The 25,749-nt window shown below is 60.9% G+C and carries 23 protein-coding genes and 1 tRNA gene; 4 read left to right on the top strand and 20 right to left on the bottom strand.

Annotation, left to right across the window (positions count from 1 at the left end; genetic code table 11):
* Positions 1-173: 173 nt before the first annotated feature.
* From ACQRAJ_RS06590 to ACQRAJ_RS06685, 20 genes are all read right to left on the bottom strand, one after another.
* Complete coding sequence (locus tag ACQRAJ_RS06590) at positions 174-923, bottom strand: transposase (RefSeq protein WP_195838550.1); 750 nt, start codon at positions 921-923, stop codon at positions 174-176.
* Between the two features lie 230 nt (positions 924-1,153).
* Complete coding sequence (gene rsfS, locus ACQRAJ_RS06595; RefSeq protein WP_427726898.1) at positions 1,154-1,609, bottom strand: ribosome silencing factor; 456 nt, start codon at positions 1,607-1,609, stop codon at positions 1,154-1,156.
* A gap of 27 nt (positions 1,610-1,636) precedes the next feature.
* Complete coding sequence (gene yqeK / locus ACQRAJ_RS06600) at positions 1,637-2,170, bottom strand: bis(5'-nucleosyl)-tetraphosphatase (symmetrical) YqeK (RefSeq protein WP_427718844.1); 534 nt, start codon at positions 2,168-2,170, stop codon at positions 1,637-1,639.
* An 87-nt stretch (positions 2,171-2,257) separates the two neighbouring features.
* Positions 2,258-2,935: a nicotinate-nucleotide adenylyltransferase gene (gene nadD, locus ACQRAJ_RS06605; protein ID WP_427718693.1), complete on the bottom strand. Its 678-nt coding sequence runs from the start codon at positions 2,933-2,935 to the stop codon at positions 2,258-2,260.
* Positions 2,936-2,938: 3 nt separating this feature from the next.
* Positions 2,939-4,405, bottom strand: coding sequence for a GTPase ObgE (gene obgE / locus ACQRAJ_RS06610; protein WP_427748092.1), 1,467 nt, complete (start codon positions 4,403-4,405; stop codon positions 2,939-2,941).
* Positions 4,406-4,490: 85 nt separating this feature from the next.
* Positions 4,491-4,748, bottom strand: coding sequence for a 50S ribosomal protein L27 (rpmA, locus tag ACQRAJ_RS06615; RefSeq protein WP_154516202.1), 258 nt, complete (start codon positions 4,746-4,748; stop codon positions 4,491-4,493).
* A gap of 33 nt (positions 4,749-4,781) precedes the next feature.
* Complete coding sequence (rplU, locus tag ACQRAJ_RS06620) at positions 4,782-5,156, bottom strand: 50S ribosomal protein L21 (RefSeq protein ID WP_035138585.1); 375 nt, start codon at positions 5,154-5,156, stop codon at positions 4,782-4,784.
* A 67-nt stretch (positions 5,157-5,223) separates the two neighbouring features.
* Complete coding sequence (locus ACQRAJ_RS06625) at positions 5,224-6,036, bottom strand: TIGR03936 family radical SAM-associated protein (RefSeq protein ID WP_427748093.1); 813 nt, start codon at positions 6,034-6,036, stop codon at positions 5,224-5,226.
* Positions 6,033-7,910 (bottom strand): TIGR03960 family B12-binding radical SAM protein, encoded by a 1,878-nt coding sequence (locus ACQRAJ_RS06630; protein WP_427748094.1) that lies wholly within the window; start codon positions 7,908-7,910, stop codon positions 6,033-6,035. The genes ACQRAJ_RS06625 and ACQRAJ_RS06630 overlap by 4 nt, the downstream gene beginning before the upstream one ends.
* 9 nt (positions 7,911-7,919) lie before the next feature.
* Positions 7,920-8,849 (bottom strand): YcjF family protein, encoded by a 930-nt coding sequence (locus ACQRAJ_RS06635; protein ID WP_154516193.1) that lies wholly within the window; start codon positions 8,847-8,849, stop codon positions 7,920-7,922.
* An 18-nt stretch (positions 8,850-8,867) separates the two neighbouring features.
* On the bottom strand, positions 8,868-10,094 hold the full coding sequence (locus ACQRAJ_RS06640) for an FtsW/RodA/SpoVE family cell cycle protein (RefSeq protein WP_154516190.1): 1,227 nt from the start codon (positions 10,092-10,094) through the stop codon (positions 8,868-8,870).
* 9 nt (positions 10,095-10,103) lie between these two features.
* A complete protein-coding gene (gene mrdA, locus ACQRAJ_RS06645; protein WP_427748096.1) occupies positions 10,104-12,173 on the bottom strand; it encodes a penicillin-binding protein 2 in 2,070 nt (689 codons plus the stop codon).
* Between the two features lie 13 nt (positions 12,174-12,186).
* The gene (locus tag ACQRAJ_RS06650; RefSeq protein ID WP_427748098.1) at positions 12,187-12,753 is read right to left on the bottom strand and encodes a hypothetical protein; all 567 of its coding nucleotides are present in this window, start codon (positions 12,751-12,753) and stop codon (positions 12,187-12,189) included.
* 12 nt (positions 12,754-12,765) lie between these two features.
* The gene (gene mreC / locus ACQRAJ_RS06655; protein WP_427748100.1) at positions 12,766-13,707 is read right to left on the bottom strand and encodes a rod shape-determining protein MreC; all 942 of its coding nucleotides are present in this window, start codon (positions 13,705-13,707) and stop codon (positions 12,766-12,768) included.
* A 78-nt stretch (positions 13,708-13,785) separates the two neighbouring features.
* Positions 13,786-14,817, bottom strand: coding sequence for a rod shape-determining protein (locus tag ACQRAJ_RS06660; RefSeq protein ID WP_006236061.1), 1,032 nt, complete (start codon positions 14,815-14,817; stop codon positions 13,786-13,788).
* A 127-nt stretch (positions 14,818-14,944) separates the two neighbouring features.
* Positions 14,945-16,249, bottom strand: coding sequence for a tetratricopeptide repeat protein (locus ACQRAJ_RS06665; protein ID WP_427726917.1), 1,305 nt, complete (start codon positions 16,247-16,249; stop codon positions 14,945-14,947).
* Positions 16,250-16,261: 12 nt separating this feature from the next.
* Positions 16,262-16,804: a peptidylprolyl isomerase gene (locus ACQRAJ_RS06670; RefSeq protein ID WP_154516178.1), complete on the bottom strand. Its 543-nt coding sequence runs from the start codon at positions 16,802-16,804 to the stop codon at positions 16,262-16,264.
* Between the two features lie 105 nt (positions 16,805-16,909).
* Positions 16,910-18,064: a zinc ribbon domain-containing protein gene (locus ACQRAJ_RS06675; protein ID WP_154516175.1), complete on the bottom strand. Its 1,155-nt coding sequence runs from the start codon at positions 18,062-18,064 to the stop codon at positions 16,910-16,912.
* Between the two features lie 215 nt (positions 18,065-18,279).
* On the bottom strand, positions 18,280-20,997 hold the full coding sequence (locus tag ACQRAJ_RS06680; RefSeq protein ID WP_427748102.1) for an HAD-IC family P-type ATPase: 2,718 nt from the start codon (positions 20,995-20,997) through the stop codon (positions 18,280-18,282).
* A 75-nt stretch (positions 20,998-21,072) separates the two neighbouring features.
* Positions 21,073-21,149 (bottom strand) — tRNA-Arg (locus ACQRAJ_RS06685).
* Positions 21,150-21,352: 203 nt separating this feature from the next.
* Between ACQRAJ_RS06685 and aroF the strand changes: the two genes are divergently transcribed.
* The 4 genes from aroF to aroA are packed head-to-tail and all read left to right on the top strand — an operon-like array spanning position 21,353 to position 25,749.
* Positions 21,353-22,375, top strand: a complete 1,023-nt coding sequence (aroF, locus tag ACQRAJ_RS06690) for a 3-deoxy-7-phosphoheptulonate synthase (RefSeq protein WP_427748103.1) — start codon at positions 21,353-21,355, stop codon at positions 22,373-22,375.
* A gap of 3 nt (positions 22,376-22,378) precedes the next feature.
* A complete protein-coding gene (locus ACQRAJ_RS06695) occupies positions 22,379-23,293 on the top strand; it encodes a prephenate dehydrogenase (RefSeq protein WP_427748105.1) in 915 nt (304 codons plus the stop codon).
* Between the two features lie 36 nt (positions 23,294-23,329).
* Entirely contained in the window at positions 23,330-24,436 is a 1,107-nt protein-coding gene (aroB, locus tag ACQRAJ_RS06700; RefSeq protein WP_427748106.1) for a 3-dehydroquinate synthase, read from the top strand.
* A complete protein-coding gene (aroA, locus tag ACQRAJ_RS06705; protein ID WP_427748108.1) occupies positions 24,430-25,749 on the top strand; it encodes a 3-phosphoshikimate 1-carboxyvinyltransferase in 1,320 nt (439 codons plus the stop codon). The genes aroB and aroA overlap by 7 nt, the downstream gene beginning before the upstream one ends.

Genomic DNA, 25,749 nt, shown 5'->3' on the forward strand with positions numbered 1-25,749 from the left:
GGGCAGCTAATTTGGGACGGGGCTTTTTTAGCTACCCTTCAGCTGGCAGCGAATCACCCGGGGCCGGAATAAAACTCAACCGATTTGTAGGGTTAGCTAAAATAGCCCCGTCCCAAATTAGCTACCCAATCCATACCTGACGCGGTCGCAACACAGACCTCGTCCAAAATGAGCTATTTTTTGACTTTGACCTTTTGTATGGTGCAGTGTCCAATGCCCGTAAGACGGACGATCTGTTTAATCGAAAAGCCCTCGCTCTTCAAAGTACGAATGCAGGCATCGCGCGCCCCCTTTGGCAAAGCCTTAAGGTGATGAGGCTCGTACGGCTTAAGAAGCGCCTGCGCAAACTCCAGCGCATCTGTGTCGCTCACATGAGCGCCGTCACGGAAGCAATAGCGATTGGGCTCACCCGAGGTGCTGAAGGCAAAAAATCTCTGAGAGTCACCAAGCAACCCGAGAACGCAATCCGTTTTGCAGATACCCGGATATCCCATATACTCGCGAAAGCTGCTCCATCGATACAGCGAAGCGGTCCCAATCCTCGCCTTCGCGGGATTGTCGTGAATGTATCTCACGCAGTTGAGCAGCTGATCATCATCGAGGATCGGCACACTCTTAAATCGATCCTGGAAAACAGGCCCCTTCCTGCCTGTCTTTGAGTTGAAATACATGGCATACGCCGTCGTAATCGAATGCATGCAATCGCTCAGATGAACATGCTCGTCGTCAAGCAGAAGATGAATATGGTTATCCATAAGGCACCACGCGATGACATCCACTTTAAACTTCTGGCATTTCGAAGCAATCAGCCGAATCAGATAGAGCCGATCTTCGTCATCCTCAAATATGAGTTGGTCGGCACATCCCTTTTGGACGACATGGTAAAAACCATATACAGAGATTTCTCGCGCAGTCCGAGTCATACGCATCCCCTCCTCTACAGATGACAATTAAGTTACCCGAGCCAGAGTAGAAAAAAACGTACTGGGAGCTATAAATCGCGATGTTCGGCGAACGGTAGGTAGTAGCTAAAAAAGCCCCGTCCCAAATTAGCTACTTTTGGGCAAAAAGAAAGCCGGGCGGCCGCGGAAAAACGCGACTGCCCGGCGAAATACTTGAGGGTAGCTAAAAAAGCCCCGTCCCAAATGAGCTACTAGAGGAGGTCCAGGGAGAGCTGGGGAGCGTCGCCCCAGAGCTTTTCGAGGCGGTAGAACTCACGCGCCTCGGGAGTGAAGACGTGGACGACAACCGAACCGTAATCCATGAGCATCCAGGTCTTCTGCTCGCGGCCCTCAATGGAAAACGGGTGCTCGCCGCAAGCCTCGGCGACCTTCTCCTCAATCTCGTCGACGATGGAATCAACCTGGCGGTTGTTGGTGCCGGTAGCAAGGACAAAGTAGTCGCACACATCGGAAAGCTCAGTCAGATCGAGCACCTGAACGTCCTCGCCTTTCTTGTCGTAGGCGGCCTGCGCGGCAGCGCGGGCGACATCCTCGGCGGCGACACCGCTGGCGGAGAGCGTCGCGGCAGTGCGGTCGGACGTGGCCACGAAACTCTTGTGCTCCGCACCTTCAAGAATCTGCTCGTCGGTCATGGTCTCATCGGCCATGGAATACCTCTTTCTAGACAGCCCAAGCTAGCGCAGCTGGGCGTAATGGTTGTAAATCGTAATAGCCGTGGGATAAAGATAGCGCCCGGACTGGATCACATAGACCAGACCCTGCGCAAAACAGGAGAAGAACAACTCGTCGAGCGAGGACTTCCCCACCATCTTGCGCAGCGCATGGGCATAATCGCCGTGGCGGTTGGGTTCGATGGCATCGGCCACAAAGACCACCATATCGAGTGGCGTCATGTCGCAAGCGCCCACGGTGTGACGGTCGACAGCCTGAAAGACCGCCGGCGACAGCTCGGGAAAAAGCTGCGGAAGCTCATAGGCGGCAACCGGGCCATGCAAAAGCGGCGTCGCGGCAGACGGAGAGCCGGCAATCTTAATGCCATAATGCAGAGCGCGCGTGACCAGCTCGTCGTCGGAGAGCACTTTGTCCCAGTCATGGATCAGGCCGGCGGCAGCGGCATCAAAGCGGTCGACACCGTATACCTCGGCTAGGTGCAGCGCCGTCTCGGCAACCCCGAGCGAATGCACGTAGCGCTTACGCTTATCCTTCATGCGCACATCGAGCAACTCGTGGATACGCGTCAAGAGCGCGCGCTCGTCGCCCTCAAACTGATCTTCTACCGACAACGTTTCCCCCCGTCAATCAAAATCGTCTTGCCCAAGATCGGCATACAGGCCGCGTTTACGGATATAGCCGAGCACGGACTCGCTCGTAAGATAGCGCACGCTCATGCCGCGGGCAACCCGCTTGCGAATGTTGGTCGAGCTAATCGCCAGCGCCGGAATCTGAATATAGCGCACATCGAAGGGCAGCCCCGATTCCTTAATCCTCGACCGGGCCGTATCGATGTCAAAGCCGGGGCGTGTCGCAGCGATAAAGGTTGCCAGTTCGGCAATCTCGTGAGCATTGTGCCAGGTCACAATATCAATAATCGCATCGGCACCCGTAATAAAGTAAAGCTTCACCTGTGGAGGGTAAAACTCGCGAAGGGCACGCAGCGTATCGGCTGTATAGGTGACACCGGCACGATCGATCTCGAAGCGGCTTGCCAAAAAGGCCGGGTTCGCGGCAGTCGCGAGGACCGTCATGGCATAACGGTCCTCAGCAGGCGTCACCGGTTTGTCGAGCTTAAAGGCAGGAGAGCCGGCCGGCATAAAAAGCACAGCGTCCAAGTCGAGCGACTCGCGAGCCTGCTCGGCAGTCACCAAGTGCCCGTAATGAATCGGGTCAAAGGTGCCGCCCATAATGCCAAGCCGAAACTCGTGCCCATCCTTGATAGGCAGCTCAGGCAATCCGATTCCACCGCGCAGCGACATGGCTTACTCGCCCTCCGGGGTCTCAATAATGTCGACTTCGGTAGCGCCTTCGGAGCCCTCGGCGACATGAGCCACGTCCGCACCCTCGGCCGCTACGTCAATAACCTCAACGCCAGCATCCTCGAGCTCCTCCTCGAACTCCGAGAAGTCCTCGGCGCCCTCAAAGTCAAAGGCGCGCTGGCAAATGCGAACCTCGTCGCCCGCACGGCAGCCGGCCTTCTCGAGCGCGTCGTCAACACCCATGCGGGCAAACTTATGCTGCAGGTAGATGACAGCTTCCTCGTTTTCCCAGTCGGTTTGGATAACCATGCGCTCGATCGCGCGACCAACCACGCGGAAAGCACCCGGCTCTTCCTCAACAATGCGGAAGCGCTTCTCGCGCTGCAGGCGGCGACGCTCCCACTCCTCATCGCGCAAATCGACCGGCTCATCGGAAACCGCAAGCTCCGCGCGGAGCTTAGCCACCTGCTCGCCCACGGCAAGCATCAGCGTGTTGAGGCCGGCACCCGTAACGGCTGAAACGGCAAAAAACATGTGGCCGTCGTCGAGCGCCGCGCGCTTAAGGTCGGCAATCTTGTCGGCCGTGCCCGGCGCATCGCACTTGTTGGCGACGACGATCTGCGGGCGCTCCGAGAGCTCGGCACCATACTGCTCGAGCTCACGGTTAATGATGCGATAGTCCTCAACCGGATCGCGATCCTCAAAACCGCCCGTCATATCGACAACGTGCATAATCAAAGCAGTGCGCTCAATATGGCGCAGGAACTGGTGACCCAAGCCCTTGCCTTCACTCGCACCCTCGATGAGACCGGGGACGTCGGCAACGACGTAAGAATATTCACCGGCACGCACCATGCCCAGATTGGGCACGAGCGTGGTAAACGGGTAGTCGGCGATCTTGGGACGGGCGGCGCTCATACGCGCGATGAGCGAGGACTTGCCCACCGAGGGAAAGCCCACGAGCGCGGCATCGGCCATAAGTTTCATCTCGAGCTCGATCCAGTGCTCCTCGGCAGGCTCACCCAGCTGGGCAAACGCGGGCGCGCGGCGCACCGACGTCACAAAGTGGGTATTGCCCAGACCGCCGGCCCCACCGGGCGCCACGACAACGCGCTCGCCATCGTGCACCAGGTCGGCAATCTCGAACATCGGGGTCTGCGTCTCGGGATCGAGCTCGCGGACCACGGTGCCCATGGGAACTTTCAAAATCAGGTCCTCGCCGCTCTTGCCATTGCGACGGGCGCCCTGGCCGTGCGTGCCGCGCTCGGCACGGAAGTGATGCTTAAAGCGGTAATCGATCAGCGAAGACAGCTGAGCATCGGCCTGGATGACGACATTGCCGCCACGGCCGCCGTCGCCGCCATCGGGGCCGCCCTTGGGAACAAATGCCTCGCGCCTAAACGACATGCATCCGGCTCCGCCGTCGCCGCCGCAAACGTTAATGCGGCTGATATCGGTGAACTGTGACAACAGAATCGCCTCCAACAAAAAAGAGGGAGACCCTTGAATCCTAAAACTCAAGTGCCTCCCACATATGTGCTCTATGAAGGGTGAATTACGCGTTCGCGAGCGGGCGTACGCTGACCCTGTGCTTGATACCCTTGTGGAACTCAACGGTACCGTCGACCAGCGCGAACAGCGTGTCGTCCTTGCCACGGCCAACGTTCGCACCCGGGTGGATGTGCGTGCCATGCTGACGGACGAGAATCGTGCCCGTGGTTACCGTCTGGCCGGCGAAGCGCTTCGTGCCAAGGCGCTGACCGCGGGAGTCACGGCCATTACGGGAGGAACCGAGTCCTTTTTTGTGTGCCATTGTGTATACCTACTCTTTCGTTACGAGTGTAATCTACTCGGCGACGGGAGCCTCGGCAACAGCCTCAGCCTCTGCCTTGACAGCCTTCTTGGCGCGGGAGGTAGCCTGAACCTTCACGATCTTCAGCTTGGTGAGCTGCTGACGGTGACCCTTCAGACGACGATAGCGCTTACGCTTGTGGAACTTGAAGACCAGCTGCTTCTCGCCCTTGAACTGCTCAACGATCTGAGCGGTAACCTTGGCCTTGGCCAGCTTGTCGGGATCGGTGACGATCTTCTTACCATCGTTGAGGAAGATGACCGGCAGGGTGACCTTGTCGCCCTCATTGCCCTCGATCTTCTCGACGGTGATGACATCGTCGGTGGCGACCTTGTACTGCTTGCCGCCCGTGTTAACGATTGCGTACATGTTTACTTGCCCTTCATGCATCAGTTAGTGCAACAGCCGAATATAGTAGCAGGCGATAATACCCCCGTCAACGAGTATGTGGAGCAAATCCACAAGTTCGCACAGGTATGGGGCTGACGAGTCGGCCCTCGTCGTCTTCGCATGCTTGATTCTGACGCTCGACATCGTAGGAGCAGATGGTCACGAGGTCTTGCATACCGGTGGAAACAATAGGTGCATCGACGCCCGGGGTCAAGCCCTGCAACAAAACATCAGCAGCAGAAAGCAAAATTTCCGGACGCATGGAGCCCTCGTTGTCGGCATGGGTGTCGAGTATGAGCACCAGATGGTCCGGGCGCTCCCCCGCCTTAAGCTCGTAGCCCACGAGCGTATGGTCCAAGTCCAGGCGCTTGCTCTTTTTGCCGCGCGCATAGTCGATGCCGTGGCCCGCACGCAACGTGTCGATTGCGCGACGCACCTCGTCGAAAGCGACCGGCGCCTCAGGGTCCAGATGCAGGTCGATACGGTACGACAGGCGCGTGAGCTGGGCCGTGAGCGCCGGCGTGCGCACGTCGATGTAGGCGGCCTCGATGGGCGCCAAATCGGCCGGAGATGCCGCGGCCAGGCGCCCAAAGGCCTCGTCGAGCGCGACGAACTCGGTCATAAACAGGTCATACCATTCGCAGGTCGACGACGTGCCCACGGGCAGCGCCGACGAAAAGCCCACGCGCATGTGCGGAGAGAAGCCCTGCGTCACGGCATAAGGCAGACCCGCGCGACGCACGATACGCTCAATGGTATGGATTAGTTCCAAATGGCCCAGGTACTTAAGGCGGTCGCGCTTGCCGTAGCGAACGCGAAGCCTAAAGAGCGTGGGGTTGTCGGTCAAGCGCTCACTCATGCGCGATCACCCACCAATACGTTCTTGGCGTGGAGCGTGGGGCAGATTCCGCAGCCGGTGCACGACGTGCGGGTGCAGTCGGGCGTCGTGACGCCCTCCAGCGAGCGGCGGTATTCGCGCTCGAGGAAGCCGCGCGAGCAACCGGGACTCACGTGCTCCCAGGGCAGGTGCCAGTCCAGCTCATAGGGCAGGTGCACGAGCTCGTTGAGGTCGATGCCGTTTTTGGCCGCGGCCTCTTTCCAGTTATCGAGCGAGAAATGCTCCACCCAGGCGTCAAAACGCGAACCGGCACGCCAGGCATCGATGATGACAGGCGTCATGTCGCGGCCTGCACGAGACAGCGCCGCCTCGATAAGCGAGGTCTCGGCATCGTGGTAGTGCACGCGGACCGCACGGTTGCGAACGCTCGTAATGAGGAGCTTCTGGCGGCGTTTGACGTCGTCGTAATCGAGCTGCGGGCACCATTGGAAAGGCGTGGCGGCCTTGGGAATAAACACCGACACCGAGATGGACACCGAGATGGAGCCGCGGCGCGCCTTGGGTACCACGGAGCGGCCGAGCTCCAGCACGTGATCGGCCAGGTTGGCGATGGCCACGATATCCTCATCGCGCTCACCGGGAAGACCCATCATAAAGTAGAGCTTCATGCGGTTCCAGCCGGCCTCGAAGGCCGCCTTGGCCGCGCGGTCCACGTCCTCCTCGGTCACATTCTTGTTGATGATGTCGCGCATGCGCTGGCTACCGGCCTCGGGGGCAAACGTCAGGCCGCCCTTCTTTTCTCCGGCGACCGACTCGGCCATATCCACGCCAAACGAATCCAGGCGCTGCGAGGGAATGGACACGCGAATGCCCGTATCTTCCAGGCGGCGGTTAAGGCGACCGAGCACATCGCGGATGCAGGAGTGGTCGGTGGTCGAAAGCGACGTGAGCGACACCTCGTCATAGCCGGTCTTTTCCAGGCCCTGGATCACCGAGGACACAATCTGGTCGGCCGAGCGCTCGCGCACCGGGCGATACGTCATGCCGGCCTGGCAAAAACGGCAACCGCGAGCGCAGCCGCGCAGGATCTCGATAGACAGGCGATCGTGAACGAGCTGCGCATAGGGCACGCACGACTGCGACAATGGATTGGTAGCGCCAAAGTCCTCGACGACGCGCTTGTAGACCACCGGCGGGACGTCTTTGCCCTCACGCGGCACGGTATAGCCGTGCGGTGAGCAGGGTTCGTCATAGCGCACCTCGTACAGCGACGGCACGTAGGTACCGGAGACGGTCGCGAGCCGCTCGACAATCTGGGCGCGCGGGACGCCCTCGTCACGCAGGCGGCGATGCAACTGGCAGATCTCGAGCAGCGACTCCTCACCCTCGCCAATCAGGATGGCATCGAAGAAGGCCGCATACGGCTCGGGGTTATAAACCGAAGGTCCGCCGGCGACGACGATGGGATCGTCCTCGGTGCGGTCAGCAGCCAGCAGCGGAATGCCGGCGAGGTCGAGCGCCTCGAGAAAGTTTGTCACGGCCATCTCGTGCGGCACATGCATACCGACGATATCAAACGAGGCCACGGGCGCTGCGCCCTCGAGCGACAGCAGCGGGATACCGGCCTCGCGCATGGCATCGCCCATATCGGGCCACGGCACATAACCGCGCTCGCAGGAGATGCCCTCGGCCTGGTTAAGGATGTTGTACAGGATGGCGATACCCTGGTTGGGCAGGCCGACCTCGTACACGTCCGGGTAAATCATGCAGCAACGATAGTCGGCATCGGCCTTGGAGAGCGTACCCCACTCGTGGTCGATATAGCGACTCGGCTTTTCGACCTTCGCGAGCAGCGGCTCGATCAAATGAAAACAGTCTTGGTATGGAACGCGCAAAAGAAACCCCTAAGCAGCGAGATCGGATGCATCCTCAAAAGGATTCATGGGACGGGTAGCGCCGGCAACCGTGGTCACCAGGTCGCGGACGCGCGAGAACGTGGCGGCAACCACCTCGTTGGCACGGCTGTAGTCGATATCGCGCTCGTAGAGAGACACGAGCGCACGACCCATGCCATAGGTGCCCGCGGCAGCGGAGAGTGCCTTGACGGCAAAGCCGATATGCGGCGTCTGCTTCACCAGGGCACGAGTGACAGCGCGCATTACCAAGCCGCCGGCAAGCACGCCCGCGACCTCGTAGCCGCGCTCGGGCTTAATGCCGCGTCCAAAGATGGCCGCAAGCTCAAAGAGCATGCCAACCTGCGCCAGCGCCATAACGGGATAATCGGCCCCCGGCAAAAACACCAGGGCGCCCGTCGCCATATTGGTAAGCGCGCACGAGGTGATGATGCGGTTGGCGGCGGCAATGCGCATAAAGGCAAAGTTCGCCGCAAAGGCCGTCTCCTTTTCCGTACGGTCCAGGATCCAGCGGGCGAGTGTCTCGAGCAGATACGTCTTATCGGTGGCCGCCACCACGCCGAGCATGGGCGTGGACTCCTGGATAAAAGGCACCTCGACAGCGGACTCGGCCAGCACGCACACGGGCGCGCCGGCAATGACGAGCTCCTGTACAGCACTCTCAAGGCGCTCAGATCCGCACGAAAGCACCAGCACCACGTCGGTATCGGTCTTGGGGACGATACGCTCCTCCCCCAGACGCTCAACGCGGACAATGCCCGAGGTCGTCTGCGGCACAAAGGCATCGCGCACCGTCTCGACCAAAAAACGCGAGGCAGTCGAATCCAGGTAGACCGAAACGCGCACCGGCGTATCGGAATCCCTCTTGGTGGTCGCGCCCATTTTAAAAGCGCGGGTCAGCTTTTCCACGGGAATCTTCATGGCAAATCCCTCCAGCGGTTACGCGGCGCCCGAACGATGCCGCCATATGGATTGTACGATACCCACCGTCAACAACTGGATCATCATCGAGGACGAACCAAAGCTAATGAACGGCAGCGGAATACCGGTAATCGGCATCATGCCAATGCACATGCCGATGTTCTCGAACGTCTGAAATGCCCACATGCCGACAATACCCACGCATGACAAGCGTAGAAACAGAGACTCGCACTTAAAGGCGACGCGAATCGTCGAGAAGATGAGCAGTACGTACAGGCACAGCAACAAAAAGGAACCGCAGAAGCCGAACGTCTCTGACAAAAAGGCAAAGACGAAGTCGGTATGGAACTCGGGCAGAAAGCCGCCGGCCGACTGCGTCGCATGCCCCAGGCCCTTACCAAAGAAACCGCCCGAGCCGACCGCGATCAACGACTGCTGCAGGTTGTACGCATCGTCCGAATCGGCGTTGTCGGGGTCGATAAAGACCGTCAGACGATTCATCTGGTACTGCTTAATGAGCACATCATGACCGAGCAGCGAATCGAAGACCGAATCGAGCGCCAGGACGAGCGCCACCAAACCCACGAGCAGAGCCAAAGTCGACAGCACCCATTCGCGGCGCGCACCGCTCATGCAGATGACGATGGCGCCCGACACCAGCACGACCAGACCCGAGCCCAAATCGCCCATGGCGACGACGGCCAAAAACGGAACGGACAGCATGCCGCAGAGCTTAATGTAGTCGCGAGCGGTATCGATGCGCCCGTTGTACTGCGAGCCAAGCGTGGCCATAAAGAAGATGGTGATGAGCTTGGCAAGCTCAACGGGCTGGAATGTTAAACCGATACCGGGAATCTTGATCCAACCCGTCATTCCCAAGCCGCCCGTGTAGGACAGGCCCGGAATCTTAGGCGAGAAGATCACGATGAGGTCGATGACGAGCAGGGCCGTCGAAAAATTGGAAATGCCGCGCAGGTCGGTGCGCCAGACGAGCACCGCCAGCACCGCGCCAATACCGATACCCAGCAGGTGACGCGAGAACGAGGCGTCGGCTTTAAACTGCGAGGCGGACCAGATAATAATGGCGCCATAGGTGACGAGCGCCACAGTCGCCAACAGCACGCCGACGTGCACCTTTTGGCGAAACGTTCCGCGCGATGCGGAAATCTGCTTGTTGACGCGGTCCAGGCTGCTGCGAGAGCCGGTTTTGGTTGAGCGGAACAGGTCCGCCGGCGAAAAGTCCATCGCAACCTCCTATCGAACCGAGGAATCGCCCGTGGCCGTCGACGTGTCGGGCTCGTCATAAATCGCACCGAGGACATCGCGCACAACGTGCAGCGCGGTATCGGAGCCGCCACCGCCCTGTTCCAAGACAGTGGCAATCACGTACTTGGGGTCATCGGCCGGCGCGTAGGCGCAAAACCACGCGTAATCATCCTCGCCGCTCTTCTCGCCCGTGCCGGACTTGCCGAAGACCGTAGGAGTCAGGGAGTTAAAGTGCGCGGCGGTCGAAGTCGACGCCGAGTAAATCACATCGTGCATGCCGTTGCGGACCAGCGCAAGATCGGCATCGTTGTTAATTTGGGCCTCAAGGCGCTTCTTTTTGCCCTTGCCGTTGTACTTGTAGGCATCGCCGTCGCCATCACGCGAGACAGCAGACAAGAACACATGCGGCACATACTGTTTGCCGCCGTTGGCAATACCCATGTAGGCGCAGGCCATCTGCAGCGGTGTCACCAGAATGTCGCCCTGACCGATGGCGATGTTGGTCATATCGCCGGCATTCCACTTGCGGTCCTCGGCCGAGGCGTCGGTAAAGTACGACTCTTTCCACTCGGCATCGGGAATGCGGCCCGCACCCTCACTCGGCAGGTCGATGCCGCAGGTCTTGCCCAGGCCCCAACGGCGAAAGACCTCTTGCAGGCCTTCGGGATGCTGGTCGTTGTAGAAAAAGGCCTTGCCCATATCGTAGAACACGGGGTCGCAGGAGTTAGCGATACCGGACTGCAGCGTCATCGTGCCGTGGCCGGAGTGCAGCCAGCAGTACTTTCCCCAAGATTTGCCCAAGCCGGTCCAATATCCCGTGCAGTTGGTCGTTTGACTCGAAGTGTACGTGCCAAATTCGAGGCCAGCCAACGCCGAGAGGGGTTTGATGGTCGAGGCAGACATGTACTGGCCGCTAATGGCGCGGTTGAGCAGCGGATGCGAGCCCTCGTCATCGTTAAGCTCGGTCCACACGTCATTGGAAACGCCGCCGATAAAGACAGAAGGATCAAACTTGGGTTCGCTTGCCATGCCCAAGATCTCGCCGTTGTTGGGGTCAAGGCACACCACGGCTCCGTTGCCGGCATTGCTATGGCCCGTAGTCTTGGCAAGCTCAATGGCATTCGCCAGAGCCGTCTCGCAGGCCTGTTGAATCTTAAGATCGAGCGTAAGCTTAATGTCAGAACCGGCCTTGGCGGGAACGGCGCCGGCTTGACCGGTAACGTTACCCGAGGCGTCAACTTTCACGGTCTGCTCACCGCGAATGCCCTGCAGCAGATTTTCGTAGTAAATCTCTACGCCCGCCTGACCCACAATATCGCCCGATTGATACGAGATCTGGCCAGCCGCGCTTTCGTTGCCGTCCGACGACTTCTTGTTCTGCGCCTCGAGCTGCTCGGAGGTAATGGTGCCGGTATAGCCCAAAATATGGCAGGCGGTCTCGCCATACGGGTACTGGCGCTCGGTGCGCTCGGCGATCTTCACGCCGGGAAACTCACCGGCGTGCTCCTGAATGTAGGCGACGGTAGAGCGGCGCACGTCAGTCGCGATCGTATGCAGGCTCTGCGCGCCCTCGGAATTGTCCTGGATGTTGCGCAGCACCGCGACATACGGCATGCCGAGCACGTTGGCAAGATGACGCACCAGCACCTTGTCGTCGGCAAGATCGCGATAGGCGACGACGGCGAGCGAGGGGCGGTTTTGCACCAGCGCGACGCCGTTGCGGTCCAAGATGCGGCCACGCACGGCAGGCGTGGTAACGGTTCGGGTCTGATTGCTCTTGGCCTGCTTGTCGTAGTAGTCCGACGAGACCATCTGCATGCCCCACAGCTTAACGGCAAGCGCGGCAAACATGGCACCCACGCCCGTGGTGAGGATAGAGAAGCGGCCCTTGAAGGCCGTGGCGGCCGTATTGCCCTCGCCCTCGGTGGCGCGCGGTGCCGTTCCGTGCTGTGTGTCGTAGGTAAAGCGGGAGTCGCCGCGGCGCATGATGACCAGCGCGACCACAATGGCCACGACCAGCGCGATACCGGCGACAACAACCGTCAACTGGGAAGACATCTATAGGCCTCCCCTATTTGAGCTTACGGGTCTTGGGCTTAAAGCGCATACCCGTCTGACGCCCACCGCGCGCGGAGAACCCATAGCCAGACTGCGGAGCGGCACCGGACATCAAAAACGGAATGGCAATCAAGCCCGTCAGGATCGAGGACGGCAGAGCGTGCCCAAAGATGGCCACCACAAAGCTCGTCTCCAGACCCATAAACAGCAAGATGATGCTGTAGACCACGTTGATGGCAAGCGCAAAGGCGCCCACGGTAATGCCGCGCGCGCTCGGCGAGCCGCCCGTCTGACCAGCCGCGCTGTGCACCAAAGCAAAACTGCCCACGGTCAGCAGCAGTGACATAACGCCCACCGGCACGGCGGCGGAAAGGTCGTAAAACAGACCGCTGCAAAAGCCGCACACGACGGCACGCATAGGGTCGCCCGAAAACACGCTCAGGCACACCAAGATGATCATAAAGTTGACGCGACCGCCCGCGATGGAGATTTGCGGTGCCAGTCCCGCCTGCAGCAGCACGCAGACGATAGCGGCGATTGCAAAGGCACGGGAGCCAGTCCCCTGCTCGTGTAGATCCATGGACATGCCTCCCTATTCGCTCGATCCAGAATCGGACGCTTCGGCCGTGCCGGAATCATCATCCGATTTCTCGTCCTTAGACTGAGTCGCAGCATCGCGCGACGAGCCCTGCGGGGCACTATTGGCCGAGCTCACATCATCATCCGAAGCCGACTGCTCGTCGGTGAGCGAGGTGATGACGAGCACTTCCTCGTTATTTTCGGCCGTGGTCTGCGCACGTACCACAATGGTGTAGTACACGTCGTTAGCCGACTTCTCGACCGAAGACACGGTGCCGAGCGGCAGTCCCTTGGGGAACACGCCACCGATGCCCGAGGTCACGATGATATCGCCCACCTTAACATCGGAGTCGACGCTCACGTACTCAAGACGCAGCGTGCCATCGGGCTGACCCTGTAGCATGCCTTGTGCGCGCGTGTCCTGCACCATGGCGGACACACCAGAGTTCTCGTCGCCAATCAGGCGCACGGTCGATGTCTTGGCCGAAACCTCGATAATCTGGCCGATGACGCCGGCCGAGCTCGTCACGGGCATGTTGATGGTAAGCCCGTCGGCAGAACCCTTATCGATGGTGACGGTCGACGTCCAGGCGTCACCCGAGGCTCCGACAATACGAGCCGCAGTGGACTTGAGGTTATAGGTCGACTGCAGGCCCACCAGACCCTCAAGGCGCTCAGCGGTCTTTTGGGCCTCGGAAAGCTCCGCGACCTTGGAAGTGAGAACCTCGTTTTGCTTCTTAAGGTCGTCGAGCGACTCCTGCGAAGCGGTGAGGTTGGAGAAAACGTTGCCGATGGCATTGAATGGCGCCGCCACCGCCGAGCCAACAAAACGCACCGGAGAGGTGATTGTCGTGACGCCCGAACGCACGGCATGTATCGGCCCGGCCTCGCCCTCTCGAATGTAAAACGTGAGCAGCAACACAGAAATCAGGCTGAAAACAATCAACGGGCGCATACCCGTTGATTGTCGTTTGGTATTCAGATTTGAAGAGAAACCCGAAGATCGTGCCAAATGGAATCCACCTTTTGGAAATTAAGCATTGGTCTGGACGAAACCGCCATCAAACGCGTTGGCCTCGAGCACGCGAGCGCAACCGTTTACGACGTTGTCGAGCGCCGTGGGGCTCACGTTGACCGAAACGCCCGTCTCGTCGCGCAGGCGCACGTCGAGGCCGCGCAGCAGCGCTCCGCCGCCGGTCAACAGAATGCCGTAGTACATAAGATCCGAGGCAAGATCGGGCGGCGTGGCGTCGAGTGCGTCCTTAACGGCCTTGGCCATCTCGTCGAGCGGCTTATTGAGCGCACGACGAATCTCCTCGCTCTCGATGCGCACGGTCTTGGGCAGGCCCGTGATCACGTCGCGGCCATTGACCTCGACGTCGAGCTCGTCCTTGAGCGGCACGGCAGAGCCGACCTTAATCTTAATGTCCTCGGCCGTACGCTCGCCGATGGCCAAATTGTAGGCATCGCGAACATGCGTGAGGATAGCCTGATCGAACTCGTCGCCGGCAATGCGGATGGACTGCGACACGACGATACCGCCCATGGCGATAACGGCGACCTCGGTGGTGCCGCCGCCGATGTCAATGACCATGGAGCCGGTCGGCTCCTCGACAGGCAAGTCAGCACCGATAGCCGCGGCCATAGGCTCCTCGATCAGATAGGCCTGGCGAGCGCCAGCCTGAATCGTAGCCTCGAACACGGCGCGCTTCTCGACCGACGTGACACCGGAGGGAACGCATACGACGACGCGCGGACGAGGGGTCCACGGATAGCGCTTCTCGGAAGCCTTATCAATGAAGTAGCGAAGCATGGCCTCGGTGACATCGAAGTCGGCGATAACGCCATCCTTGAGAGGACGCACGGCCACAATGTTGCCGGGCGTACGGCCAAGCATACGCTTGGCCTCGATACCGACTGCAAGAATGCGCTCATCGTTTTTGTCGATGGCGACGACGGAAGGCTCGCGAATGACGATGCCCTTGCCGCGCACAGAGACAAGCGTATTGGCGGTGCCGAGGTCGATGGCTAGATCGCCCGCATAGCTACCGAAGAACATGTCCATCAAAGAAAACAACGCAACTCCTGATGTGTTGGATGATTGCTGGAAAACTACTAGCCCATCATACTAGCGCAAGCCCGGCACCTCACTTGCGGTGAAGCACCGGGCAGCGCCAAATCTCATAAGGTCACTACTGGTTGTCAGCGGCCGAGAAATCGATGTCGAGCGAAGATACCGCCCAGCCGATATGGTTATCGGAGCGCACGAATTTGACGGTATATTCCTGCTCGCCGCCCTTGGACAGCGAAGCCTTCACCTTCGCGGTGGTCTCGGTCATGGACTGATCCATGCCCTCGATGGAGACGGTGGCGCCCTGCGGGATCGAGGAGATAATCATCGCCTTGGCGTCCTCGGACAGGCTGGAGGCCAGGCAGGACTCGGCCTTAGCGGTATCACCGTCGCCGGCAGCCTGGAACAGATCGGTGATGACGGACTCCTGCGAGGGGATACCCATGCCGCGCGTGTAGGCAAAGCCCAAACCGCCCGCGGCAAGAACAATCAGCAGAAGCAAAACCAAGAAGACCTTGAGGCCCGTATGGCGATGGCGACGACGGACCTTGGCCTGCTTGCGGTCCTGACGATCCTGCTGGACCATCTCGGACTCGGACAGCGTAAAGAAGCCCGTGTCGGACGGATCGGGCATAAACTGGCCAGTGGCACCCGTGGGATCGAGCGAATCGACAGCAGTCGTATCCATGGCGGGCGCCGGGGCCGTGGCCATGGCGGTCTGGGCCGAAAGCGCGGCAAGTGAATCGTGCACGCGGGCAAGCTCATCGGCCTGCTCGGGTGTGAGCTGATAGATGCCGTCGGCGGTGGCGGCATTAAAGGCATCGAGCGCCTCGGAAGGACGACCCGCGGCAGAAAGCGCCTCGCCCATACCCGCGTTAAGCGCACGCGTGTCATCGCGCGGACCGGCAAAGTCGATAGCGGTGCGGTAGGTCTCCACGGCGTCCGCCGGTCGGCCAAGTTTGATGAAGCAGCGGCCGAGCTCGCCAAGGGCGGCCGCGGGGGCTGGATTGGCGCCATCGATGGCGGCCTGGCGGAAGGCAGTGCCTGCATTGGCGAAATCGCCCGACTGGAACAGCGCGTTGCCAAGACCCAGATAGGCCTTAAACGGCGTGGCATAGGAAGCATCCTGCGTTGCGGCGGAGAACGCCTGGGCTGCGGTCACATAGTCACCCACGGCAGCGAGCGCCTTGCCGCGGTTGGTGAGCAGCGCGCCGCGCTTTCCATAGGTGCCGTCGTTGAGGGCAGCCGCGTACGCCTCGGCAGCCTCGGCATACATACCCAGGTGCATCAGAGCGTTGCCACGCAGATGGTCGGCCTCGCCCATGATCTCGCTGGGGGTCTTTGCCGCACCGAGCATCTGAGCGGCTGCAGAAAAGTCGCCCGCACGATAAGCGGCTCGACCCTGTTGAATCAGCTGGCTATTCAAGGAAGTCCCCTTTTACTCGTGAACGATCTCGACATGGACGATCTCGTCGCCGGCACGCAGCTGCGAAATCACGTCGAGGCCCTCGACCGTGGTGCCAAAGACGGTGTAACCGGAATCCAGATTGTGCTGGGCTCCCAGGCAGAAGTAGAACTGGGAGCCCGCGGAATCGGGATCCATGGAACGCGCCATGGCAAGCGCACCGTCCACATGGCTGTTGCGCGGGTTGGTGGCAAACTCTCCCTTGATGCAGTAGCCGGGGCCACCGGTGCCGGGCATACCGTCGGGGCCCTCAAGGCCGGCGGCGACGTCAGCGCCGGACATATCGCGGGTATTGGGGTCGCCGCCCTGGATCACAAAGCCGGGCACATAGCGGTGAAACTTAAGGCCGTCATAAAAGCCCATGGTGGAAAGCTCGCAGAAGTTCGCCACATGGATGGGAGCGCCCTCGCCGTCAAATTTGACCTTGATCGTACCCTTCGACGTCTCGATGATCGCACACTCATCACCAGCGAGCTGGTACTCGGGCGTATAAAGCTCTTTCTTAAAACCAAACATGTGGTTCCTTCCTCGTGCGTTTAAAGCATATTTGTACGAATTGTAGCAATAAGCACGGGCTTCCATCAATTGCGCACGCAGGTTATGCCGTCGGAGGGCAACAAATTACGAACGCGGCTGCGGCTTCCAGGCGCTCACATTGGCATCGTACTGGTTAAGGGCGCTGTTGCCGCCCTGTGCGATGGGCGCCAAGATTTCACTCTGGCGGGCGCTCAGCGACTCGCCATCGGGAATGGACAGCGAGATATCCCAGCTCTGGCAGATCATGTCGACGCGCTCGTACATCCACTCGGCAAGCTGCTTGAGGTGCTCGATATCCTCCGCGTAGACGGTATCATCTTGCACCTTAAGGTTGTTGAGCTCGTCTTGGGTCTTTTTGATCTGGTCGCGCAGGGCATAAGCGCTCTGCGACAGCTCCTGACGCGTGGAGAGCGGCGTGCGCAGGTACCCGCTGTTAAACGAGTCGACAACCTCGCCGATCTGATCATCGTCGCCATACGACACGATGGTCCGATACAGACCGTCGAGCTTGGTATAGAGCTGGTCGTCGGAAAGGACGGTCTCCTCCTGGACCACCTCGGCGGTATCGTCGGACTTGGTCTCTTCCTCGGTAGCCTCGCCCTTCTGGCGCGAGGGGAACGTCGTCTTGGCGGCCTGGCCAAACTGGTCGTAAAAGCCCGGCATAACGCCCATGGGGTCCGACGTCACAAACCAATAGGCACTGCCGCACACGGCAGCGAGCAACGCGATGACGATGAGCGGCTTGGGAATACGGCGCTTGTGCTTGTGGTAGGCATCCTCGTCAGGATGCACCTTGCGCTTGGGTTTTTGATTTTTGGACTGAGCGTCGTCACGAAGGGACACCGGCAGCGGGATATCGACCTTGGGAATGCCAAAATCCCTGTCGAAAGCCGGCAGCACGCAGGTCTCATTGGGATCGGCGGCATCGGAAAGTACCGCGGCGGCAGAGGCCGGCGCATGGGGCACCTCGGTATCGATCTGCTCCTGCGTCAGGCGGGGAAAACCAGCCGTGCGCCCAGCAGCCAGGTCGGATGCTGCCGCATCCTCGGAGAGAATGCCCGGGGCAGGGCGCCCGCACTTGGAACAGGTACGGTCATGCGGCGACAGACGGGCACCGCAGCCTTCGCAGAACACAAACTCGGTGTGCTCGGGGCCATCGCCCGGGCCAACATAGGTATTGCAATAGGGGCAGAACGAGGAGCCGTCCTCTATGGTCTTGAGACAATGCGGGCAAATCACGGCATCCTCTTTTCGGAATCATTCGAACAATCGAGGTTAGAGCATAACATCGCTACGCCCCTAAAGGCACAGGGCACCAATTCAACATCGCAGGGTAGCTAATTTGGGACGGGGCTTTTTTAGCTGCCCTGGCCGCCAATCGGCCAAATAGATCGCGTCATCAGCCGGGTAGCTAAAAAAGCCCCGTCCCAAATTAGCTACCCTGTGAGGTGCGGTTACTTCTTCTTTTTGCTCGGCATCGAGACCTTAATGCCCTGGGCGGACTTGGTCACACGCGAGCGCTTGGCGCCCGCACCCTTCTTTTTCTTGGGCTGGGTCTTTTCCACGCCCTCGAGCGCGCGGGCTTCGGCCTCACGGGTCGTACGCTCCTCGCGGCGCTGCGCCATGTCGGCGGCGACGCGCTTGGCAAAACGCTCGGCCGTCGAGCCCGTCGAGCTCACCTTGCCGCCACCGCGGCCCAAGCGAACGCGCACGCCGCGGCCAAAGCCAGTGGCGGCATGACGGCGACGCGGCTTAAGCGAATCCATCATCGTGGCGAGTTTAAAGAACACGCTGCAAGTAAAGACCACAATCACCAGAAGGATAATTGCCTCGCCCATCGACAAGTTGGCGATAGACAGCAGCTCGGGGAATCCGATAACGCCCGCCAAGATGCCGACGACGACAAATGCAAAGAGCGCCACGCGCAAGGGTGTGAGCGGCTGCGAGATACGCCAGATCAGGCTCACGCTTGCTGCGCACGACGTGAGAAGGCACATCGTCGACAGCGTGAGCTGGCTAAAGCCAAACACGCGCGCCACAAAGATATCGAGCGCCGCGGCCAAAATGACTGCAACCGATGCCGGCAGCGCACGCTTGAGTACGTTGGTTAAGAACGACCCCTTCACGCGGGCATTGTTGGGCTCAAGGCCCAGCACAAAGCCCGGCGCGCCGATGCAGAAGAAGTTGATGAGCGTCATCTGGATAGGCTCAAAGGGATACGGCGGCAGCGCGATGCACAGCGCCGCCAGGCCCATCGAGAACAGCGTCTTGGTCAGGAACAGCGCGGCCGAACGCTGCAGGTTGTTGATGGAGCGACGGCCCTCGGCCACCACGGCGGGCATCGAGGCAAAGTCGTTATCGACCAGCACGATCTCGGCCACGTTGCGTGCGGCGTCGGAACCGGCGGCCATGGCCACGGAGCAGTCCGCCTCCTTGAGTGCCAGCACATCGTTGACGCCGTCGCCCGTCATGGCAACGGTATGGCCGCGACGCTTGAGCGCCTGTACGAGCTCGCGCTTCTGCTGCGGGGTCACGCGGCCAAAGACATGGTAGCGGTCCACCGCCGCATCAATCTTGGACGGCGTATCGAGCGTCGTGGCGTCCACATAAGCGTCCGCCCCCGGCACGCCCACCACGCGTGCGATCGACGACACCGTGCGCGGGTCGTCGCCACTGATCACGTTAAGGGTCACACCCTGCTCGTTAAAGTAGCCGATGGTCTCGGCGGCCGAAGTGCGAATCTCATCGCGAATGGTCACAAAGCCCACGGGCTCGGCCTCGCCCACCATATCGCCATCGGGCGTAAAGCCGTCCACACGGGCCACCACGAGCACGCGGCAGGTGTCGGCAAGCTCGGCCACACGATTCTCGACCTGCGCAAAGATACGCTCCGAAAGCACAAATTGCGCCGCGCCCATCACATAAGAGCCCTGTGCAAACGAGGCGCCGCTCCACTTTTTGGAGGACGAAAACGGAATGACCGACAGCGGCTCGGACACCTCGACCGGGCGGTCGGCGTAATAGTTGAGCAGCGCCTGACAGGTCTCATTGGCATCGGCCGAGGTCGCGCGCGCGACATTGGCAAGCGCAAAATCGAGCACGGTAGTATCGACGGGGACAGGTGCCTCGTCCGGGGCCAAGCCCACACCCTCAACGGGCAACGGATAGGTGCCCTCGACCTCCATGCGACCCGACGTGATAGTGCCCGTCTTGTCCAGGCACAGCACGTCGACGCGCGCGAGCGTCTCGATGCAGTAGAGCTGCTGGGCGAGTACCTTGCGGCGCGCCAGGCGCACCGTGGCGATGGCAAGCACCGACGAGGTCAGCAGCACCAGGCCCTGCGGAATCATGCCCAAAAGAGCGCCCACCGTGGACAGCAGCGCCGACGAAGGCACGCGACCGGCCAGCAGCTCGGAAAAGCACCACGAAAGCGCGCTATCGCCCGGGGTACCGGCGGCGTCCCACAACCCACTTACACTCGAGGCGAACAGAGCCAGACCGAGCGGAATCATGATGACGCTTGCAAAACGCACGATGGCGTTGAGCGCGTTCATGATCTCGGAATTGACCTTTTTGACGTACTTGGCCTCGTTGTTGATCTTGGCCACATAGTTATCCGCACCAACATGGACCACGCGGGCACGCAACAGGCCCGAGTCTATAAAGCTGCCGCTCATGAGCTCGGAACCGGGCTGTTTCTTAATAAGGTCGCTCTCGCCCGTCAGCAGACTTTCGTTAACGAGCGCCTCGCCCGATACCACCACGGCGTCGGCAGGTATCTGGTCCCCGCGCCCCAGACGAATGATGTCGTCGAGCACGATCTGGTCCAAGTCGAGCTCCACCTCGGCACCATCGCGCACCGCGATGGCCTTCTTAGAAGTGAGGAGCGTGAGCTTGTCGACCATCTTCTTGGAGCGCATGGACTGGATGACGCCAATGGCGGTATTAAGGAACACCACGAACAGGAACGTCAGGTTCTTAAACGATCCGGTCATAATGACCAAAATCGCTAAAACCACGTTGATCAGATTGAACAGCGTGCAGAGATTTTCGATGATAAGCTCACGAACCGATTTGGTCTTGAGCTCCATGTTGCGGTTGATCTTGCCGGCGGCAATGCGCTCCTCGACCTCGGCGGTCGAAAGTCCGCGCTCGATATCCGTCGTTGCCATACCACGTCCTATCACGTCGCGTCGGTATAAGAAAACCGCCCGGACCATACGAGGTTCGGACGGCCTTGCTCTCTATGGTGCCCCATGTTGGATTCGAACCAACGGCCTTCTGCTCCGGAGGCAGACGCTCTAATCCCCTGAGCTAATAGGGCCAACGGTTGGCATTATACCCAAGTGCGCCATGAGCTAACAACATAACAGAAAAAGCTCTGCAATTACGTGGGAGACGAAGCGCAGCGGCTCACTTTAGGACGCAAAAGTGAAATAATTAGTATAAACTCTCATGCACCATATGATACGGCTCGCACTGCGGGCCGTTTTTGCAAGGGTTATCCATCGAGGTGAGAGGCACACCATGATTGCAATTTTAAAGCAGAGCGCCAGCGATGAGGCCATCGGCCACATCGTCAGCTGGATTGAGAAGAAGGGTCTCAAAACCGACGTGTCGCGGGGCGAGAACGAGACCATCATCGGCCTGGTGGGCGATACGACCAAGATCGACCCGTTCCTGCTCGAGTCCATGGACGTCGTCGAGCGTGTGCAGCGCGTCTCCGAGCCGTTCAAGCGTGCCAACCGCAAGTTTCACCCCGAGGACTCCGTCATCGACTGCGGCCACGGCATCAAGATCGGCGGCGACCAGTTCCAGGTCATCGCCGGACCCTGCTCCGTCGAGGGCGAAAACCTCATTCGCATCGCACGCCGCGTAAAGGCCGCCGGCGCCACCATGCTGCGAGGCGGTGCCTACAAGCCCCGCACCTCCCCTTACGCCTACCAGGGCATGGGCCCCGCCGGCCTGGACCTGCTATGCGAGGCCTCGGCCGAGCTCGACATGCCGATCGTCACCGAGATCATGGACCCGCGCGACGTGCAGGTCTTCTTGGATAAGAAGATTGACGTCATGCAGATTGGCGCCCGCAACGCGCAGAACTTCCCCCTGCTCAAGGAGGTCGGCAAGACCCAGACCCCGATTCTGCTCAAGCGCGGCATGTCCGGCACCGTCGACGAGCTGCTCATGGCTGCCGAGTACATCATGAGCGAGGGCAACGACAACGTCATCCTGTGCGAGCGCGGCATTCGCACCTTCGAGACCCGTACCCGCAACACCTTCGACCTCAACGCCGTGCCGGTGCTGCACCACCTGTCGCACCTGCCCGTCGTGGCCGACCCCAGCCATGCCACCGGCTACACCCGCTACGTTGAACCCATGGCGCTCGCCGCGACCGCCTGCGGCGCCAACGGTCTGGAGATCGAGGTCCACGACGAGCCCAGCCGTGCATGGTCCGACGGCGCCCAGGCCCTCACCCCCGACCAGTTCGACGACACCATGCGCCGTATCCGCGCCATCCGCGAGGTTGTCTGCCAAGAGACCATGGAGTAGCCCATGGGTACGGTAAGAAACGCACGCGTTAACCAGGGCGGCCCCAAATGCGCCGGCGTTGTGGGCCTGGGTCTGATCGGCGGCAGCTTTGCCCGCGGCTATGCGCAGGCGGGCGTCCGCGTGCTGGCCTGGGACCCCGACGATGACGTCATGACGGCCGCCAGCATGGGCACCGTCGCCGGCGAGCTCAACGACGAGACGCTCGGCGAGTGCGACATCATCGTGCTTGCCTGTTACCCCGAGGCCTGCATCGAATGGCTCGAGGCGCACGCCCAGGCACTCGCCGACGCCACCAATACCGAGGCCATCATGGGGCCCGTGGTGATTGACACCGTGGGCGTGAAGGGCATCGTGTGCGAGCGTGCCTTTGAGCTTGCCCACGAGTACGGGTTTTACTTTGTGGGCGCGCACCCCATGGCGGGCACCCAGTACTCGGGCTACGCGCACTCCCGTGCCGACCTGTTCCAGGGCGCGCCACTCGTGCTCGTGCCGCCCGCGGTGGACGATGCGCTCAAGCTGGAGCTTTTAGGCCAGGTGCGAGAGATGGTGCGCCCCTTAGGGTTTGGCAAGTTCAGCGTGACCACCGCCGCCGAACACGACCGCGTGATCGCCTTTACGAGCCAGCTCGCGCACGTCGTCTCAAACGCCTACGTCAAAAGCCCGACCGCCCAGGTTCACCACGGTTTTTCGGCCGGTAGCTACCGCGACCTTACCCGCGTGGCGCACCTCAACCCGCAAATGTGGTCCGAGCTCATGATCGACGACGCCGACGCGCTCGCCTTCGAGATCGACCACCTGATCGACTCGCTCGGCGCCTACAGCCGTGCGCTCAAGGACCGCGACCAGCGTTATCTTGAGAATCTCCTTGCCGAGGGCGACCGCATCAAGCGCGCGCTCGACGACGAGGCCACCCACTAGACCACCTATCACGCCAGGTCGAAAGGACCAAAGCTTATGGCGATTACCATCGATATCGACACCGCACGCCCCTACCAGGTGCACGTCGGCACGTTTTTGCTGGAGCAGGCGGGCCCGCTCGTCCGCGCCACCGCCGGCGGATCGCGCGCCGTCATTGTGACAGACACCAATGTGGGTCCGCTCTACCAGATGCCCGTTAAGCAGAGCCTGGAGGCTGCGGGCTATACGGTGAGTGTCTGCACCTTCGAGGCCGGCGAGGCCCACAAACGCGCCGAGACCTACATCAACATCTTGGAGTTTGTGGCCGAGCACGAGCTCTCGCGCTCCGACGTGATCGTGGCACTCGGCGGCGGCGTTGTAGGCGACGTGGCCGGCTTTGTGGCCGCCACCTACATGCGCGGCTGCAAGTTTGTGCAGATTCCCACGAGCCTGCTCGCTATGGTTGATTCATCGGTGGGCGGCAAGACGGCCATCGACCTAGCTGCCGGCAAAAACCTGGCCGGCGCCTTTTGGCAGCCGAGTGTTGTTATTGCCGACGTGGGGTGTCTCGCCACCCTCACGCCCGAGCAGTTCGCCGACGGCTGCGGAGAGGTCGTCAAACACGCCGTGATCGCCGACCCCGAGCTTTTCACCGAGTTGGAGAAGACCCCGCTCACGCTGGAGCTCCTCAACCGGGACGTAGCCCGCGTGGCGCTCATCATCGCCCGCAATATCGACATTAAACGCGCCGTGGTTGTCGCCGATGAGCGCGAGACCAACCAGCGCAAGCTCCTCAACTTTGGGCACAGTGCCGGACACGCTGTCGAGGCCTGCGAGCACTTTGAGCTGGGACATGGCAACTGCGTGTCGATCGGCATGGGCATCATCACGCGCGCCGCAGCGCTTCATGGCATCTGCGACGCCGCGCTGCCCGCACGTATTGAGGAGCTCTGCGCACGCCACGGTCTCAAAACCCGCTGCGAGCTTTCGGCCGACGCCATCTTTGCCGAGGCACTGCACGACAAAAAACGCGCCGGTGACACCATCGATCTGGTAATTCCGCACGACATTGGCCGCTGCAGCATCGACCGCACGCCGCTTTCCGCCTTTCATGATTTAATTGCCGAGGGCCTCGGCCAGAAGGGAGACGCCTCCGCATGCTAGCCTGCATCACTCCGTCCCCACTCAAGGGCACCGTCCCCGCCATCGCGTCCAAGTCGATGGCGCACCGCCTGATCATCTGCGCCGCCCTTGCCAACGGAGAGACGCATGTGACCTGCAACACCACCTGCGCCGATATCGAGGCCACGGTGCGCTGCCTCACGGCACTCGGCGCCCGCATCGAGACCGTCGAGGATGGCTTCCAAGTCCATCCCACTATGAAGAGTATTGAGTTCGGCCTGCTCAAAGCACTTGCCGGCGGCACGCTCGACTGCGGCGAGAGCGGCTCCACGCTCCGCTTTATGCTGCCCGTCGCCTGCGCGCTGGGAGCAGAGGCCACGTTTGTGGGCCAGGGCCGTCTGGGCGCCCGCCCGCTCTCCCCGCTCTCCGACGAGATCATCGCCGCCGGCTGCGACCTGCAGGGCCTGGGCGGCTTTCCGCTCAAGACGAGCGGCCGCATGCGCCCGGGCACATTTATCCTGCCGGGCAACGTGAGCTCGCAGTACATTTCCGGCTTGCTGCTGGCGGCCCCGCTGCTGGCCCAGCCCTCCTGCGTGCAGGTGACCGGGCTCATCGAGAGTCGCCCCTATATCAACCTGACCATCCAGGCCATGAAGGCCTTCGGCGTCGAGGTCAACGTCGAGCGCATCCCCGCCAAGAATGGCAAGCCCGAGGTCACAAACTTCCGCGTAAGCAGCGGCTCGTACCGCACGCCCGGCAGCGTGGCTGTCGAGGGCGACTGGTCCAACGCCGCCTTTTGGCTGTGCGCCGGCGCCATCGGCTCCGACCCCATCACCGTCGAGGGTGTGTCACTGAGCTCGGCCCAGGGTGATCGCAACGTGCTTGCCGCGCTCTCGCGCTTTGGTGCCCGCATCGTGCGCTCAACCAACGCCGCCACCGTGCAGTCCGACAAGCTCGCCGGCTTTGAGATGAGCGCGCACGACATCCCCGACCTGGTGCCCGTTATCTCTGCCGTGGCCTCGCTGGCACAAGGCCGCACGTTCATCCGCGATTGTGCCCGCCTACGCATCAAAGAATCCGATCGCTTGGCTACCACCACCCGCGAGCTCACCGCACTGGGCGCGCAGGTGCGCATTGCCGGCGACGATCTCATCATCAAGGGTGTCGATGCCTTTACCGGCGGCGAGGTCGATTCGCACAACGACCATCGTATCGCCATGATGGCCGCTATCGCCGCGAGCCGTGCTACCGGCGAAGTTGTGATCCACGGCGCCGAGGCCGTCAATAAGTCCTATCCCGATTTCTTTGACCACTACCGCCTGCTGGGCGGCAAGGTCACGCTCGAGGAGGAATAG

Source organism: Collinsella sp. SGI.184 (assembly GCF_050313415.1).
In the GTDB taxonomy this organism is placed as follows: Bacteria; Actinomycetota; Coriobacteriia; order Coriobacteriales; family Coriobacteriaceae; genus Collinsella.

Bases quoted from the DNA above. Each gene is read 5' to 3' on its own strand.
- ACQRAJ_RS06625 (WP_427748093.1), bottom strand. From the start codon at position 6,036: ATGAGTGAGCGCTTGACCGACAACCCCACGCTCTTTAGGCTTCGCGTT.
- ACQRAJ_RS06590 (WP_195838550.1), bottom strand. From the start codon at position 923: ATGACTCGGACTGCGCGAGAAATCTCTGTATATGGTTTTTACCATGTC.
- ACQRAJ_RS06635 (WP_154516193.1), bottom strand. From the start codon at position 8,849: ATGAAGATTCCCGTGGAAAAGCTGACCCGCGCTTTTAAAATGGGCGCG.
- ACQRAJ_RS06650 (WP_427748098.1), bottom strand. From the start codon at position 12,753: ATGGATCTACACGAGCAGGGGACTGGCTCCCGTGCCTTTGCAATCGCC.
- mrdA (WP_427748096.1), bottom strand. From the start codon at position 12,173: ATGTCTTCCCAGTTGACGGTTGTTGTCGCCGGTATCGCGCTGGTCGTG.
- aroB (WP_427748106.1), top strand. From the start codon at position 23,330: ATGGCGATTACCATCGATATCGACACCGCACGCCCCTACCAGGTGCAC.
- ACQRAJ_RS06695 (WP_427748105.1), top strand. From the start codon at position 22,379: ATGGGTACGGTAAGAAACGCACGCGTTAACCAGGGCGGCCCCAAATGC.
- rpmA (WP_154516202.1), bottom strand. From the start codon at position 4,748: ATGGCACACAAAAAAGGACTCGGTTCCTCCCGTAATGGCCGTGACTCC.
- ACQRAJ_RS06670 (WP_154516178.1), bottom strand. From the start codon at position 16,804: ATGTTTGGTTTTAAGAAAGAGCTTTATACGCCCGAGTACCAGCTCGCT.
- aroF (WP_427748103.1), top strand. From the start codon at position 21,353: ATGATTGCAATTTTAAAGCAGAGCGCCAGCGATGAGGCCATCGGCCAC.
- rplU (WP_035138585.1), bottom strand. From the start codon at position 5,156: ATGTACGCAATCGTTAACACGGGCGGCAAGCAGTACAAGGTCGCCACC.
- aroA (WP_427748108.1), top strand. From the start codon at position 24,430: ATGCTAGCCTGCATCACTCCGTCCCCACTCAAGGGCACCGTCCCCGCC.
- nadD (WP_427718693.1), bottom strand. From the start codon at position 2,935: ATGTCGCTGCGCGGTGGAATCGGATTGCCTGAGCTGCCTATCAAGGAT.
- ACQRAJ_RS06640 (WP_154516190.1), bottom strand. From the start codon at position 10,094: ATGGACTTTTCGCCGGCGGACCTGTTCCGCTCAACCAAAACCGGCTCT.
- ACQRAJ_RS06680 (WP_427748102.1), bottom strand. From the start codon at position 20,997: ATGGCAACGACGGATATCGAGCGCGGACTTTCGACCGCCGAGGTCGAG.
- ACQRAJ_RS06660 (WP_006236061.1), bottom strand. From the start codon at position 14,817: ATGGACATGTTCTTCGGTAGCTATGCGGGCGATCTAGCCATCGACCTC.
- rsfS (WP_427726898.1), bottom strand. From the start codon at position 1,609: ATGGCCGATGAGACCATGACCGACGAGCAGATTCTTGAAGGTGCGGAG.
- yqeK (WP_427718844.1), bottom strand. From the start codon at position 2,170: ATGAAGGATAAGCGTAAGCGCTACGTGCATTCGCTCGGGGTTGCCGAG.
- mreC (WP_427748100.1), bottom strand. From the start codon at position 13,707: ATGCGCCCGTTGATTGTTTTCAGCCTGATTTCTGTGTTGCTGCTCACG.